Origin of the sequence: Endobacterium cereale, assembly GCF_009617585.1 — a bacterium.
Classification (GTDB): domain Bacteria; phylum Pseudomonadota; class Alphaproteobacteria; order Rhizobiales; family Rhizobiaceae; genus Neorhizobium; species Neorhizobium cereale.
Genome location: NZ_WIXI01000047.1, coordinates 178608 through 192512 on the forward strand (window position 1 = coordinate 178608; position 13905 = coordinate 192512).

Sequence of the window (13905 nt, forward strand, 5' to 3'; positions counted from 1 at the left end):
CACGAGTGACACGCGGTATAGCTAAGTGGTTGAGTTTACTGGAGCGGGTAGCGGGAATCGAACCCGCGTATTCAGCTTGGAAGGCTGCTGCTCTACCATTGAGCTATACCCGCGGGGTCTGGTTCGATCCATGCAACGAAATGGTGGAGGGAGTTGGATTTGAACCAACGTAGGCGTAGCCAACGGATTTACAGTCCGTCCCCTTTAACCACTCGGGCATCCCTCCAGTATTTCGTCTGGATCGAGAACCAAGCTCTTCAGAACGTTGGGCGAAACCGCCGTCTCGTTCTGTGCGGCGTATATGACGGCCACTTTCGCTGCTGTCAACACGGGGAGAAACGAAAAGTTCGGAAAAAACACAGATTGATGTGTCAGGCTGATGAATGCCCCCTAACCCTGTGGATAGCGCCGGCTACTGCCAAACCGGGTGAAACCCGTGCATGTGGGGCTTTGCCGGACCATCGGCTGGCGCTATAAGGCGTCATGACAAAAAACGATCCAAACGACAAAGCCGGCCGCGACAGCCATTACGCCACCCTGCGCCGCAATGTGCGCGATGCCAAGCGCGAGCGTGGCGAGATCCCGACACCGGATCCGCGCAAGCGCCCGAAACCCGCGCATGAGAACTGGAAGGCGCCGCAACTGCAGCCCGACCAGGTCTTTCTCTATGGCCTGCACACCGTGCGCGCCGTCATCGACAACCCCGAGCGCCAAATCGTCAAACTGACGGTCACGCAGAACGCCTTCGTGCGCCTCGACATCGGTGAGTCCCACGCACTGCCCTTCCCGGTCGAGTTCGTGTCGCCGCAGGATATCGACAAACATCTCGGCCCCGACGCCATCCACCAGGGCGCGATGATCGAAACGAAGCCGCTGCCGGTGCGTCGCCTGGAAGCCTTGAAGGAAAGCAATCTCATTCTCGTGCTCGATCAGGTCACCGATCCGCACAATGTCGGCGCCGTCATGCGTTCGGCGGTTGCCTTCGAGGCCGGCGCCCTGATCACCACGCAGCGACACAGCCCGACCGAGTCCGGCGTGATGGCGAAGTCTGCCTCCGGCGCGCTTGAAATGATCCCATACATCCAGATCGGCAATCTGGCCGATGCGCTGGGCGAACTGCGGAAGCTCGGCTTCCAGACAATCGGGCTTGATTCGGAAGGGCCGGCTCCGCTCGAAGGCACATTTGCCGGGGCTAAGGTTGCGCTGGTGCTCGGTTCAGAGGGTAAGGGCCTGCGCCAGAAGACGCGCGAAACCGTCGACGCGCTGGCACGTCTCGACATGCCAGGCGCCATCAAGTCGCTGAACGTTTCGAATGCGGCGGCTATCGCGCTTTATGCGGCGCGTCAGCATCTCGCCAAGGCTTGATCCGGCCTTAGTGCAAAGCCGTCGCCCGTCTGTCGAAACAGCGCATGCGCTCGGGCGGCGTCGCATTGCCGCCATCGCGCACGTCAGCGGCAAACTGGATCGAGCCGATCAGTTCGAGATCGAATAGCGGCTTGGAAATAACGCCAAGGGTGCCGGGAATACCGCTAGCGATCGCTTCCGGATTGGCGGTCATGAAAATGACCGTCAGCCCGCGCGCCGCCAGTTCCCGGCCGATATCCGGCCCGGTCGCTCCATCCTGAAGATGAACATCGACAAGTATGATGTCGGCGTCATCGCCGGCATCGAGTGCATCGGCCTGATTGGCCGCTATGCCTGCCACTTCATGACCAAGGGCCAGCACGGCGTCCTCGATATGTAGCGCGATCAACAGCTGGTCTTCTACGACGAGAATCCGATGCGGCATGTGCCCCTCTTCGTTTTATGACTAGGTACAATGACGCGCACGCGGTTTTGTTCCACAACCTCTAATAATTGATGCGCGCGTGAGTGGAGGTCACCAAGGCCTTTCTCAAAAGGCTGCGCGTCATAAAGCGAATCGGATAGACAGGATCGCATGATTCGGAACCGCCCATGAGCCTCGCCTATCTCGATAAACTCAACGATGCCCAGCGCCGCGCCGTCGAGCATGGCGCGGCCGATGCAAAAACCGGCGACAGCGGCCCGCTTCTGGTGATTGCCGGCGCTGGCTCTGGCAAGACCAACACACTGGCGCACCGCGTCGCTCACCTGATCGTCAACGGCGCCGATCCGCGCCGTATCCTGCTGATGACCTTTTCCCGCCGCGCCGCCTCCGAAATGGGCAAACGCGTCGAGCGCATCTGCGGACAGGTGCTCGGCGCCAATGCCGGCGTGATGACCGATGCACTGGCATGGGCCGGCACGTTCCACGGTATCGGCGCGCGACTGATGCGCATCTATGCGGAACAGATCGGCCTCGATCCGGATTTCACCATCCACGACCGCGAAGACAGTGCCGACCTGATGAACCTCATCCGGCATGAGCTCGGTTTTTCCAAGACCGAAAGCCGGTTTCCCACCAAGGGCACCTGCCTCGCCATCTATTCACGCGTGGTGAATTCGGAAGCCGCGCTCGGTGAAGTGCTGAAGACGTATTTTCCATGGTGCGCCGCATGGGAAGCGCAGCTGCGCGAACTGTTTGGCTGTTATGTCGAAGCCAAGCAGACCCAGAACGTCCTCGATTACGACGATCTTCTGCTCTATTGGGCGCAGACCATGTCGGAACCGCTGCTGGCTGCCGATATCGGTGCGCGCTTCGATCACGTTCTCGTCGACGAATATCAGGACACCAACCGTCTGCAATCGAGCATCCTGATGGGCTTAAAACCCGGTGGCCGCGGCCTGACCGTCGTCGGCGACGATGCGCAGTCGATCTATTCGTTTCGCGCCGCCACCATCCGCAACATTCTGGATTTTCCAAAATCCTTCGAGCCGCCCGCCGATATCATCACACTCGACCGCAATTACCGCTCCACCACGACGATCCTTGCCGCCGCCAATGGCGTCATCGATCTCGCCCGCGAGCGGTTCACCAAGAACCTGTGGACCGAACGGCAATCGGCCGAGCGCCCTCGCCTCGTTTCCGTGCGCGATGAAACCGAGCAGGCCAACTACGTCTGCGAAACGATTCTCGAAAACCGCGAAACTGGCATGACCTTGAAAAATCAGGCCGTGCTGTTCCGCTCCTCCAACCATTCCGGCCCGCTGGAAGTGGAGCTTACCCGCCGCAACATTCCTTTCGTGAAATTCGGCGGCCTGAAATTTTTGGACAGCGCCCACGTGAAGGATCTGCTGGCAGCATTGCGTTTTGCCCAGAACCCGCGCGACCGCGTCGCCGGTTTCCGGCTGATGCAGTTGATCCCCGGCGTCGGCCCACAAACCGCTGGAAAAATCCTCGACGCCATCGCGACCGATCCCGAACCGCTGGCGGCATTACAGGAAATCCCTGCCCCGCCCCGCAGCGGCGAGGACTGGACGACATTTGTCGCGATGCTGGCCTCGGTACGTCGCGGCGAAGGCTGGCCATCGGAAATCGGCACGGCGCGCAACTGGTACGAACCGCACCTGGAGCGCATCCACGAGGATGCCGACACCCGCAAGGCCGACCTGCTGCAACTGGAACAGATCGCCTCCGGTTATGCATCCCGCGAGCGGTTCCTCACCGAACTGACGCTCGATCCGCCCAGCGCCACCAGCGATCAGGCCGGCGTACCGCTGCTCGACGACGATTACCTGATCCTCTCGACCATCCATTCGGCCAAGGGGCAGGAATGGCGCTCGGTCTTCGTGCTGAACTGCGTCGACGGCTGCATTCCCTCCGATCTCGGTGTCGGCACCAGCGCCGAAATCGAGGAGGAACGCCGTCTGCTCTATGTGGCTATGACGCGGGCCAAGGACAGCCTGCATTTGGTGACGCCGCAGCGCTTCTTCACCCACGGCCAGCATTCACAGGGCGACCGGCATGTCTACGCCGCCCGCACCCGCTTCATCCCGGCAACGCTTCTGCAGTTTTTCGAAACCACCGCTTGGCCGGTGGTGGAGCCGATGTCGGAAGCGGAAAAGGCGGCGCGCAAACAGGTGCGCATAGATGTGACGGCGCGGATGCGCGGCATGTGGCGGTGATTTGAGCCTGGACTAAAGGCTTTTCATTCACGGCAACGCCATGACCACCATTGAGGATGGCCATTTTGTGTAATTACCCAAGTTAGGATGCCTTTGTGAGAAAGCGCAAAGGAATGTGCGACGTCACCAATGACACCACCCCCAACAATCCCGGCTGACGTATTTTTGACGGAAAACGTATCGGTCCCAAGCGCACTTTTCCGACTTGTGAAAATCCAATTTACCGGCTCGGTCGTTCCTATTGTACGAGCAACTCGAAGCTCTACCAGACTCCCCACCACATCAACTTTTACTTGATCTACCTCCTCAAAGCGGTTGAGCTGGCTAGAGCTTTCTTGAAAATGGCAAGCCAGCATCTGTCCGTCTGCCGCTTCTGCCGTTCCAGCTGCGATAAAGAGCAACGCGATCATCGATAAGATTGTGAAGCGCATATTGGGTCCCACATCAAAAGTTGGGCTGACAGTCGCTTTCATTAGGCATTTACGCGTCCGGCACATTTTCCTCCAGCTCCTTCAGCCAAACCCGCGCATTGCCATCGGACGGCGCGCGCCAGTCGCCACGCGGCGACAACGAGCCCCCGGATGTGACTTTGGGCCCATTCGGCGAGGCCGAGCGCTTGAACTGGCTGATGGTGAAGAATCGAAACAAAAACGTCTGCAGCCATTTGCGGATGGTCGCCAAATCGTATGCGCGGCGTTTTTCATCCGGGAAATGGGACGGCCATGCGCCGGCCGCCACGTCGCTCCAGGCGTGATGGGCCAGATAGGCGATCTTCGATGGTTTCAAACCATAGCGCGTCAGATAATAGAGCGTGAAATCGTGCAGGTCATAAGGGCCGATCTTGTCCTCGGTGCTCTGGATCACGCCGTCTTCACCGGCCGGCACAAGTTCCGGCGAGATAATCGTGGCGAGCACGCGCTCCAGCGTCGCATTCGCCTCGGCATCGAAACTGCCGCTGTTGATCACCCAGCGGATCAGATGCTGGATCAGCGTCTTGGAGACCGAACCGTTGACATTGTAATGGCTCATCTGGTCGCCGACGCCATAGGTGCACCAGCCCAGCCCGATTTCCGAAAGATCACCGGTACCGAGCACGATGCCGTTGCGCTGGTTGGCGGCGCGGAACAGAAAGTCGGTGCGCAGGCCCGCCTGCACGTTTTCAAACGTCACGTCATAGACCGGCTCGCCACCGGAAAACGGATGGCCGAGATCCTTCAGCAGTTGCAACGCCAGCGGCTTGATATCCACCTCTTCCGCCGTGATGCCAATGCTGCGCATCAGCGACCATGCATTGCCGAGCGTTTCGTCACCGGTGGCAAAACCCGGCATGGTGAAGCCCAGAATATCAGTGCGCGGCCAGCCGAGACGGTCAAACGCCCGCGCCGCCACCAACAAGGCATGGGTGCTGTCGAGACCACCGGAAATGCCGATGCACAGTCGTTTGATGCCGGTGGCCTTCAGGCGCTTCATCAGCCCCTGAACCTGAATGTTGAATGTCTCGTAGCAATCCTGATCGAGACGGGCCGGATCGGAGGGCACGAAGGGATAACGCGCCACAGACCGCTTCAGGCCGATATCACCCTGCGGAGCATCGAACTCGAAGCTGACACGACGGAACGGCTGATCTGTGCGCAGAACACGCTCCGCCGCATCCTCGAATGTCACGGTCCGCAGACGCTCCAGCGCCAGCCGCTCGACATCGATATCGGCCACGCACATCTGCGAGCCTTCCGGGAAACGTTCTGTTTCCGCCAGCAGATCGCCAAGCTCATAGATACAGGCCTGACCGTCCCAGGCGAGATCGGTGGTCGATTCGCCCGGTCCTGCCGCGGAATAGAGATAGGCGGCGATATTGCGCGACGACTGGTTGGCGCAAAGCTGCTTTCTGACATCCGCCTTGCCGACGGTGACATTGCTGGCCGACAGGTTGGTGAGAATGGTTGCACCCGCCAAAGCGCCAAAATCGCTCGGCGGTGCCGGCACCCAGACGTCCTCACAGACTTCCACATGGAAAACGAAATCGGCAATGCGGCTGTCGGCAAACAGAAGATCGATGCCGAAAGGCACGATCTGTCCCGCAACCGAAATTTCCTGCCCGCGAACAGTGCGACCCGAGGCGAACCAGCGCTTTTCATAGAACTCGCGATAATTCGGCAGATGCGCCTTCGGCACCACTCCGAGGATCTTTCCCGTATGGATGACAATGGCGCAGTTATAAAGCCGGCCGCAATGACGCAGAGGCGCGCCGACCAGCAGAACGGGGACAAGGTCGCGGCTCGCCTCGACCAATGTCTTCAGCGCTGTCTCAACGGATTCAAGCAGCGCCGCCTGCCCGAGAAGGTCATCGATCGAGTAACCGGAGATACCGAGTTCCGGGAACACCATCAGCGCCACGCCCTGATCATGGCCCTCACGCGCCAGTTCCAGCACCGCCTTTGCATTAAAGACCGGGTCACCGATCTCGCAGGCCGGCGTGGCCGTGGCGACGCGGACAAAACCGTGGGCATAGGCAGAATGAAAATTCATCAGGCACTCCGTCTTCTCAAGCTGCGCCATAAGTAATTGGCTAGCGCGGCGTGGTCGAGAGCGTTTTGCCGATTCTTGGTTCGGGAAAGGTTTCAGAGCCGAAAGCCCATACTGCGGATCGCGTCAACGCGTGCCGGCCGCCGATATCCACACCGATAACCCGAATTATCAACCGTCAAATCCTCTTCTTCCCCATTCGCGACAATTTCCTCTTTACAGACAATGAGAATATGGTACTTCGCACCACATTGCCCTTGTAGCTCAGTTGGTAGAGCACCTGATTTGTAATCAGGGGGTCACGAGTTCGAACCTTGTCGGGGGCACCACTTTTCGATTTTCCGACTTTCGGCATAAACATGTCGTCAGTCGGAAATTTCGCAAAGCATCGAACGACCATCCCGACATCGCAGTCGATACCAGGCGTTCACCTACCCTAGGGCGCAACCATTCTTTTCCACAGTCTTTGACATTTCTGCGTAAGCCGCACCGCCATCGGTGTTTGGCTTCTCTCAAGCCGCCTTGCGGCCTTGTCGCCCTCCTCGCTTTTCATGTACCAAGGACGGCCATTAAAGAAGGTGCCGTTGATGTCGCAGAAGAAAAGCCTCGCATTCCTGGCGTCCATTGCGCCCGAAGCGCAGGCCGCCCTTGAAGAACTTACCCGCATGTACGGCCAGACGCCGGTGGATGAGGCTGATGTGATCGTGGCGCTCGGCGGCGACGGTTTTATGCTGCAGACGCTGCATGACAGCATAAATTCGGGAAAACGCGTTTACGGCATGAATTGCGGTTCCGTCGGCTTTCTGATGAACGACTATCACGCAGACAACCTGAATCAGCGTGTGTCGGCCTCCGTCGAAAACGCCATCCATCCGTTGCGGATGACGACGACGAATACCGACGGTACGACATCGGTGGCGCTTGCCATCAACGAGGTCTATCTCTTCCGCCAGAGCTATCAGGCCGCAAAACTGCGCGTCGAGATCGACGGCAAGGTTCGCCTGGAAGAACTGATCTGCGACGGTCTGATGGTGGCGACGCCGGCGGGCTCCACCGCCTACAATCTTTCCGCCCACGGCCCGATCCTGCCGCTGGAAGCACCGCTTCTCGCCATGACGCCTGTCAGCGCCTTTCGCCCACGTCGCTGGCGTGGTGCGCTGCTGCCGAACCGGGTCTGTGTCGATATCCATATCCTCGAGCCGGAAAAACGCCCGGTCAACGCGGTGGCCGATAATACCGAGGTCAAGACGGTGCTGCATATCCGCGTCGCGCAGTCGCAGGACATGAAGGCGCGCATCCTGTCCGATCCCGATCATTCCTGGTCCGACCGCATTCTCGCCGAGCAGTTTTCGGACTGATCCCCAACCAAAAAAGGCGGCCTCCGAAGAACCCGCCTTTTGTCTTTTCAGCACATCCGCCCGATCAGTCGAGGTCGGCGCCGGCGACATCCGCCTTGCCGCTGATGCGGTGGGCGAGTGCGGCTTCCATGAACGCGTTGAGATCACCGTCAAGCACATCGCCCGGCGCCGTGCTTTCGACGCCGGTGCGCGTATCCTTGACCAGCTGATACGGCTGCAGCACGTAGGAGCGAATCTGGTGACCCCAGCCGATGTCGCTCTTGGAGGCGGCTTCCGCGTTGGCGGCCGCTTCGCGCTTCATCAGTTCCGCTTCGTACATACGGGCGCGCAGCATGTCCCACGCCTTGGCGCGGTTCTTATGCTGCGAACGTTCCTGCTGGCAGGACACCACGATGCCGGTCGGGATATGCGTGATACGCACGGCCGAGTCGGTCGTATTGACGTGCTGACCACCGGCGCCCGAGGCGCGGTACGTATCGATACGGCAATCGCTTTCGTTCACCTCGATGTTGATCGAGTCGTCGACGACCGGGTAAACCCAGATCGACGAGAACGACGTGTGGCGACGCGCGTTCGAATCGTAAGGCGAAATGCGCACGAGACGATGCACACCCGATTCGGTCTTCAACCAGCCAAAGGCATTGTGGCCCTTGACCAGAATGGTCGCCGATTTGATGCCGGCTTCTTCGCCGTCATGCATTTCGAGGATTTCGACCTTGAAACCCTGGCGTTCGGCCCAGCGGGTATACATACGCAACAGAATGTTGGCCCAGTCCTGGCTTTCCGTGCCGCCGGCGCCGGAATGCACTTCGACATAGGTGTCGTTGCTATCGGCTTCACCGGACAGCATGGCTTCGACCTGACGACGGTTGGCTTCGGCGCGCAGTGCCCGCAGCGCATCCTCGGCGTCCTTGATGATCGCCTCGTCGCCCTCGTCCTCACCCATTTCGATGAGTTCGATATTGTCGTTGAGCTGCTGCTCCAGCGCTTTCACGCCGTTGATGCTGTCATCCAGCTGCTGGCGCTCGCGCATCAGCTTCTGGGCTTCGGTGGCATCGTTCCAGAGGTTCGGATCCTCTGCCTTGTTGTTCAACCAGTCCAGTCGTCTTACCGCCTGATCCCAGTCAAAGATGCCTCCTCAGCAGGCTTATGGCCTGCTTGATTTCGTCGGTGACGTTGAGCATTTCGTTGCGCATATGCGTAGCTGCTTCCCGTATTCTACTTGGAAATAAGGCCTGACATAGTGGCGGCGGGCAAGGATGTAAACCCGCCCGCCGCGTGAGAACCCGTCAGGATTGGATCAGAACAGACCGCCGGCACCGGAGGTCACAGCCTGCTGCGCCTGCGGCGAGGTGCGCAGGATTTCCTCGGCCGGCATCGTGTCGTCCATGCCGATCACGCTGAATGTGTCGGAGGGGCCGGTGCCGGGTTTGAAGGCTTCCACGATCGTATCCGGCTCGCCTTCATTGGCGAACATGCCGGTCTTGCGGTTGACGGCGATGAACTGCATGCCCTGCGGAATCTGGAACTTGCCGGCTTCACGGGTCTTTTCGGCAGATTCCATGAAGCTGGCGAAGATCGGCGCGGCAAGGCTGCCGCCGGTCGCACCACGGCCAAGCGTCGCCGGATTGTCGAAGCCGATATAAAGCCCGGCCACCAGATCCGGTGAGAAGCCGACGAACCAAGTGTCCTTTGAATCGTTGGTGGTGCCCGTTTTGCCGGCAACCGGACGATCGGTGATGTGGATCTTGCCGGCAGCGGAGCCGCGCTTCACCACGCCCTCGAGCATGGACGTCACCTGATAGGCCGTCATCGGGTCGAGAACCTGCTCGCGGTTATCGGCCAGAACCGGCTCTTCCTGGTTTGCCCAGCTGTTGGCGTTGCAGCCCTCGCAGGTGCGCTCCTCATGGCGGAAGATCGTCTTGCCGTAACGGTCCTGAATACGGTCGACCAGGGTCGGCTTGATCTGCTTGCCGCCATTGGCGATGACCGAATAGGCCGAAACCATGCGCAGAACCGTGGTTTCACCGGAACCGAGCGCCATCGGCAGGTAAGGCGCCATCTTGTCGTAGATGCCGAAACGCTCGGCATATTCGGCCACGAGGTCCATGCCCATGTCCTGCGCCAGACGAACGGTCATCTGGTTGCGCGACTTTTCGATACCGGTGCGCAGGGTGGACGGACCACCGCCATCCTCACCGCCATAGTTGGTCGGCCGCCAGACTTCATTGCCCGACACGACCTCGATCGGGGCGTCCATGATGACGGATGCCGGCGTATAGCCATTGTCCATGGCAGCCGCGTAAACGAACGGCTTGAAGGACGAACCCGGCTGGCGCATGGCCTGCGTGGCGCGGTTGAATTCCGACTGCGCGTAGGAGAAGCCGCCGACCATAGCGAGAACTCGGCCGGTATGCGGGTCCATAGCCACAAGCGCGCCCTGTACCTTCGGCGGCTGGCGCAGGCGATAGGCGCCCTGCTTGCCGGAAAGCGGCTCGACATACACGACGTCGCCCGCCTTCAGAACACCTTCGGGAGAGCGCGCGGTCTTGCGTTCGCCGGCGGCGTCGCGATAGGCCCATTTCATGTTTTCAGCGTCGATGTGGCCGCGCTCGCGTTCATCGACCACCTTGCCGCCGGCTGCCGTTTCCGGCTGCAGGCCGATATCGACACCGGTGGCCGAAACGGCGGTCACGACTGCGAGCTTCCACTCCGGCACGTCACGCAGCGAAGGGATCTTTGCAAGTTCCGGACCCCAGTCGCCACTGGCGGCAATTTCCTTGACAGGACCGTGGAAACCACGACGCTCGTCATAATCAACCAGACCGCGCTGCAACGCGGCACGTGCCTGCAGCTGCATGTCCGGATCGATCGAGGTGCGCACCGACAGGCCGCTTTCGTAAAGCGCCTTGTCGCCATACTTGCCAATGATCTGGCGGCGAACTTCTTCGGCAAAGAAATCGGTACCGAGCAGCGAAGGACCACTCCGGCGCAGGGTCACACCCAGCGGATGTGTCTTTGCTTCCGTGGCATCCTCGACATTGATGTAGCCGTTTTCGGCCATCCGATCGATCACCCAGTTGCGGCGCTCAACCGCTGCCTTCTCATGGCGGAACGGGTGATAGTTGGCCGGACCTTTCGGCAGCGACGCGAGATAGGCCGATTCGGCGATCGTCAGTTCGGTCACCGACTTGTCGAAATAGGTGAGCGCGGCACCGGCAATGCCGTAGGAATTCATGCCGAAGAAGATCTCGTTCAGGTAAAGTTCGAGAATCTTGTCCTTGGAATAGGTCTGCTCGATACGGAAGGACAGAATCGCTTCCTTGACCTTGCGGTCCATCGTCTGGTCAGCCGAGAGCAGGAAGTTTTTCGCCACCTGCTGGGTGATGGTCGACGCGCCTTCAGGGCGGCGACCCGAACCGATGTTCTGGATATTGTTGACGATGGCGCGGCCGAGACCGGTGATATCGACGCCTGGGTGATTGTAGAAATTCTTGTCTTCCGCCGACAGGAAAGCCGCCTTGACGCGGTCCGGCACCGCCTGGATCGGCAGGAACAGGCGACGCTCGCGGGCATATTCCGCCATCAGCGCGCCGTTGCCGGCATGAACGCGGGTCGCGACCGGCGGCTCGTAGGAATTGAGGACTTCATAGTCCGGCAGATCGCGGGTCACGCCGACCAGATAAACGGCCGCTGCCCCCGCCACTACGAGAAAGAGCACGCAGCCCAGTCCGAACATGTATCCAATCAATCTGATCATCAGGCGCTACCGTCTATCGTCGTAGGGTGCAAAAAAGCACAATCGCATATTTTCAGGCGTTTTGCACGGCGAGGCCGAGAGTACAAGCCTTTGGGCGCATTCGCGACATCTGCGCCCACAGCACGCGCCGCAGGCACCATTCAAAATCGGCACTCACCGTACGGGGCCGAATAACCGTCCGAATGTGAGTAAAATAGGGCTTGGCGACGTTATTCCCAAGGCATGTCAGCCAGATAATCCGCGTGGTGTGGTAGATACGGTACTCCCATCACGATCGCGGCACCGTGTATCCTTCGGCTTTCAGCCGCCATCGGCCATCGCACGCCCGCGATATTGCAAAACGGCGTCGGCAATCAGGCCCGTTACCTTTTCCCGCCACTTTTCATCCAGCAGCAGCTTTTCATCCTCGATATTCGACAGAAAACCCAGTTCGAGCAGCACGGACGGAATGTCTGGCGCGCGCAGAACCTGGAAACCGGCCGAACGGCGCGGATTGTTGATCAGCCCCACCTGCCCTTCGAAGGACGAGACGACCCGGTCAGCAAGCGAGATGGAAAAGGCCTGCGTTTCGCGGCGGGTCAGATCCATCAGGATATCGGCCACTTCCGGCGGCCCGTCCTGCAGGCTGTAGCCCGCAAGCTGGTCGGAGAGGTTTTCACGGGCGGCGAGATTTTCGGCCATGCGGTCGGACGCCTTGTCGGACAGCGTATAGACCGTCGCCCCGCGAATATCCTTTTCACGCAGCGTATCGGCATGCAGCGAGATGAACAGATCGGCCTTGCCTTGACGCGCCAGCGTCACACGTTCGGAGAGCGACAGAAAATGATCATCCTCGCGGGTCAGGAATGCCTTCATGCCGGCCTTGCCATCAAGCTTGGCCTGCAGCGCCTGCGCAAACGCAAGCGTGATGTTCTTTTCCTGCACCTTGCCGTCGGCACCGGTCGCACCCGCATCGATGCCGCCATGACCGGCATCGATCGCGATCGTGAAGACATCGTCCTTGGCTTCCGAAATCGCGTTGACGTCGCCGGGCGTGTCCCAGACCTGCTTGCGCACCATTTCGACAAACGCCTTGTCAGTCGTCATCTCGGCATCAAGCACAAGACGATAACCGTGATCGTCGTTTTTCTGCACCTCCGCCATGACGAGCTTGACCGGGCGAATGGCGGTCAGCACGAGGCGCGCACTCGCCTCCCCCATCGCGCCATAACGGATATCCTTGAAAAGACCCCGCGCCGTCAGCTCCTGCGGCGAAAAACCGAACGCAGTCGCCGGCAGGTCGATGACCACACGGTCGGGATTGGAGACATAGTGCACGGAAAAGGTCGGCTTGCCGTCAAAGTCCAGGACGACGCGCGTCCGCGCATCATCACCGGCAATGCGGGCGCCAAAGGCGAGCAACGGCTTTTCAGACCGTTCGCTTGCAGCTGCCTGCGCAACGCGCGGACCACAGGCAAGCATATCGCCGAATATCATTGGTGACATCGCCAGCAAGGACATGATGACGCCACGACGCATACGACGAATCAATCTGTCACCGCCGCCGAAGCCGCAGGCATCCGCTATTTCAGTCTTCATTCCCGCCGCCAAATGCTGCCCCAAGTTTGCGAATGAACGCGCTTCCTGCGTCTTTCCACAGCCCTCCACCCCACACGATAGAGGGACCGCCTCGTCCGTTCGATACCTTCGCGGCCGCTCTACCGCGAGTAGCAAAACTGCATTTACGCAAAATATCTGGAGTTTTTCGTTCGAGTTCGATGTTTTTTCGTCGATCGCACTCGCCGCAAGAGCAGTCGGGCACCATATCAGGCCGCGCCTTCCGCATACCGCGAATCATGTCTGACGGCTGTCATATATCAAGGCGCAGGAATTGATCTACAATAAGGCGCAGCCGGCTTTTCCCTTGCCATAGCAACAATTAAAACATAAAAGACAAAGAAGGGTCAAAGTGTTGACGGGATAGGACTGCCACGGCAGCCAGCCGATTAAGGACCTGGCGCCACACACGGTCATCCATCCGTCGTCGCTGCACTTTGCCTCTGAAACACTATCCGCACCGGCGGTGGCCGGAACAGTACCCAGTCGCGGGCAACGTATCGCTCGCACGGAGCATATTCATCGGACCCACCCGGGTCTTCACGTATCGTCATTCTCGTCTGGTCATAGATGTCGCGGCACGTTTTTCAAAACCTGGAGATGCTGAGGGAGCCACAAGCCCCGACGGCTATCGGGTTGCGG

At 59.7% G+C, this 13905-nt stretch carries 9 protein-coding genes and 3 tRNA genes; 4 read left to right on the forward strand and 8 right to left on the reverse strand.

Annotated elements, in window-relative coordinates:
* Window positions 1–39: 39 nt before the first annotated feature.
* Window positions 40–113: transfer RNA gene (locus GAO09_RS19620), tRNA-Gly, on the reverse strand.
* 28 nt (window positions 114–141) lie between these two features.
* Window positions 142–226 (reverse strand) — tRNA-Tyr (locus GAO09_RS19625).
* 257 nt (window positions 227–483) lie between these two features.
* Between GAO09_RS19625 and GAO09_RS19630 the strand changes: the two genes are divergently transcribed.
* On the forward strand, window positions 484–1365 hold the full coding sequence (locus GAO09_RS19630) for a TrmH family RNA methyltransferase (protein ID WP_153356285.1): 882 nt from the start codon (window positions 484–486) through the stop codon (window positions 1363–1365).
* Between the two features lie 7 nt (window positions 1366–1372).
* Here the strand turns inward: GAO09_RS19630 and GAO09_RS19635 are convergent, their stop codons facing one another.
* Entirely contained in the window at window positions 1373–1789 is a 417-nt protein-coding gene (locus GAO09_RS19635) for a response regulator (RefSeq protein WP_153356288.1), read from the reverse strand.
* A gap of 167 nt (window positions 1790–1956) precedes the next feature.
* Between GAO09_RS19635 and GAO09_RS19640 the strand changes: the two genes are divergently transcribed.
* Window positions 1957–4026: an ATP-dependent helicase gene (locus GAO09_RS19640; RefSeq protein WP_153356293.1), complete on the forward strand. Its 2070-nt coding sequence runs from the start codon at window positions 1957–1959 to the stop codon at window positions 4024–4026.
* A 23-nt stretch (window positions 4027–4049) separates the two neighbouring features.
* Here the strand turns inward: GAO09_RS19640 and GAO09_RS19645 are convergent, their stop codons facing one another.
* Together GAO09_RS19645 and GAO09_RS19650 are read right to left on the reverse strand one after the other, a co-directional pair.
* Window positions 4050–4499 (reverse strand): hypothetical protein, encoded by a 450-nt coding sequence (locus tag GAO09_RS19645; RefSeq protein WP_153356296.1) that lies wholly within the window; start codon window positions 4497–4499, stop codon window positions 4050–4052.
* 7 nt (window positions 4500–4506) lie between these two features.
* Entirely contained in the window at window positions 4507–6552 is a 2046-nt protein-coding gene (locus tag GAO09_RS19650) for an NAD(+) synthase (protein WP_153356298.1), read from the reverse strand.
* Between the two features lie 250 nt (window positions 6553–6802).
* Here GAO09_RS19650 and GAO09_RS19655 point away from each other — a divergent pair.
* Window positions 6803–6878 (forward strand) — tRNA-Thr (locus GAO09_RS19655).
* 258 nt (window positions 6879–7136) lie between these two features.
* Window positions 7137–7907: an NAD kinase gene (locus GAO09_RS19660; protein WP_153356301.1), complete on the forward strand. Its 771-nt coding sequence runs from the start codon at window positions 7137–7139 to the stop codon at window positions 7905–7907.
* A 64-nt stretch (window positions 7908–7971) separates the two neighbouring features.
* Here GAO09_RS19660 and prfB read toward each other — a convergent pair.
* The 3 genes from prfB to GAO09_RS19675 all read right to left on the reverse strand — a co-directional run bounded on the left by prfB (window position 7972) and on the right by GAO09_RS19675 (window position 13128).
* A protein-coding gene (gene prfB / locus GAO09_RS19665; protein ID WP_153356304.1) for a peptide chain release factor 2 occupies window positions 7972–9103 on the reverse strand; the annotation gives its coding sequence in 2 pieces (ribosomal slippage) (window positions 7972–9033 and window positions 9035–9103; 1131 coding nt in all).
* A 104-nt stretch (window positions 9104–9207) separates the two neighbouring features.
* The gene (locus GAO09_RS19670) at window positions 9208–11667 is read right to left on the reverse strand and encodes a penicillin-binding protein 1A (protein ID WP_153356307.1); all 2460 of its coding nucleotides are present in this window, start codon (window positions 11665–11667) and stop codon (window positions 9208–9210) included.
* Between the two features lie 300 nt (window positions 11668–11967).
* Window positions 11968–13128 (reverse strand): N-acetylmuramoyl-L-alanine amidase, encoded by a 1161-nt coding sequence (locus GAO09_RS19675; RefSeq protein WP_235938329.1) that lies wholly within the window; start codon window positions 13126–13128, stop codon window positions 11968–11970.
* Window positions 13129–13905: the final 777 nt, after the last annotated feature.

What these genes read in the sequence shown, in the direction of transcription:
- GAO09_RS19630 (WP_153356285.1), top strand. Translation starts at nt 484, where the DNA reads ATGACAAAAAACGATCCAAACGACAAAGCCGGCCGCGACAGCCATTAC.
- GAO09_RS19635 (WP_153356288.1), bottom strand. Translation starts at nt 1,789, where the DNA reads ATGCCGCATCGGATTCTCGTCGTAGAAGACCAGCTGTTGATCGCGCTA.
- GAO09_RS19640 (WP_153356293.1), top strand. Translation starts at nt 1,957, where the DNA reads ATGAGCCTCGCCTATCTCGATAAACTCAACGATGCCCAGCGCCGCGCC.
- GAO09_RS19645 (WP_153356296.1), bottom strand. Translation starts at nt 4,499, where the DNA reads ATGAAAGCGACTGTCAGCCCAACTTTTGATGTGGGACCCAATATGCGC.
- GAO09_RS19650 (WP_153356298.1), bottom strand. Translation starts at nt 6,552, where the DNA reads ATGAATTTTCATTCTGCCTATGCCCACGGTTTTGTCCGCGTCGCCACG.
- GAO09_RS19660 (WP_153356301.1), top strand. Translation starts at nt 7,137, where the DNA reads ATGTCGCAGAAGAAAAGCCTCGCATTCCTGGCGTCCATTGCGCCCGAA.
- GAO09_RS19670 (WP_153356307.1), bottom strand. Translation starts at nt 11,667, where the DNA reads ATGATCAGATTGATTGGATACATGTTCGGACTGGGCTGCGTGCTCTTT.
- GAO09_RS19675 (WP_235938329.1), bottom strand. Translation starts at nt 13,128, where the DNA reads ATGCTTGCCTGTGGTCCGCGCGTTGCGCAGGCAGCTGCAAGCGAACGG.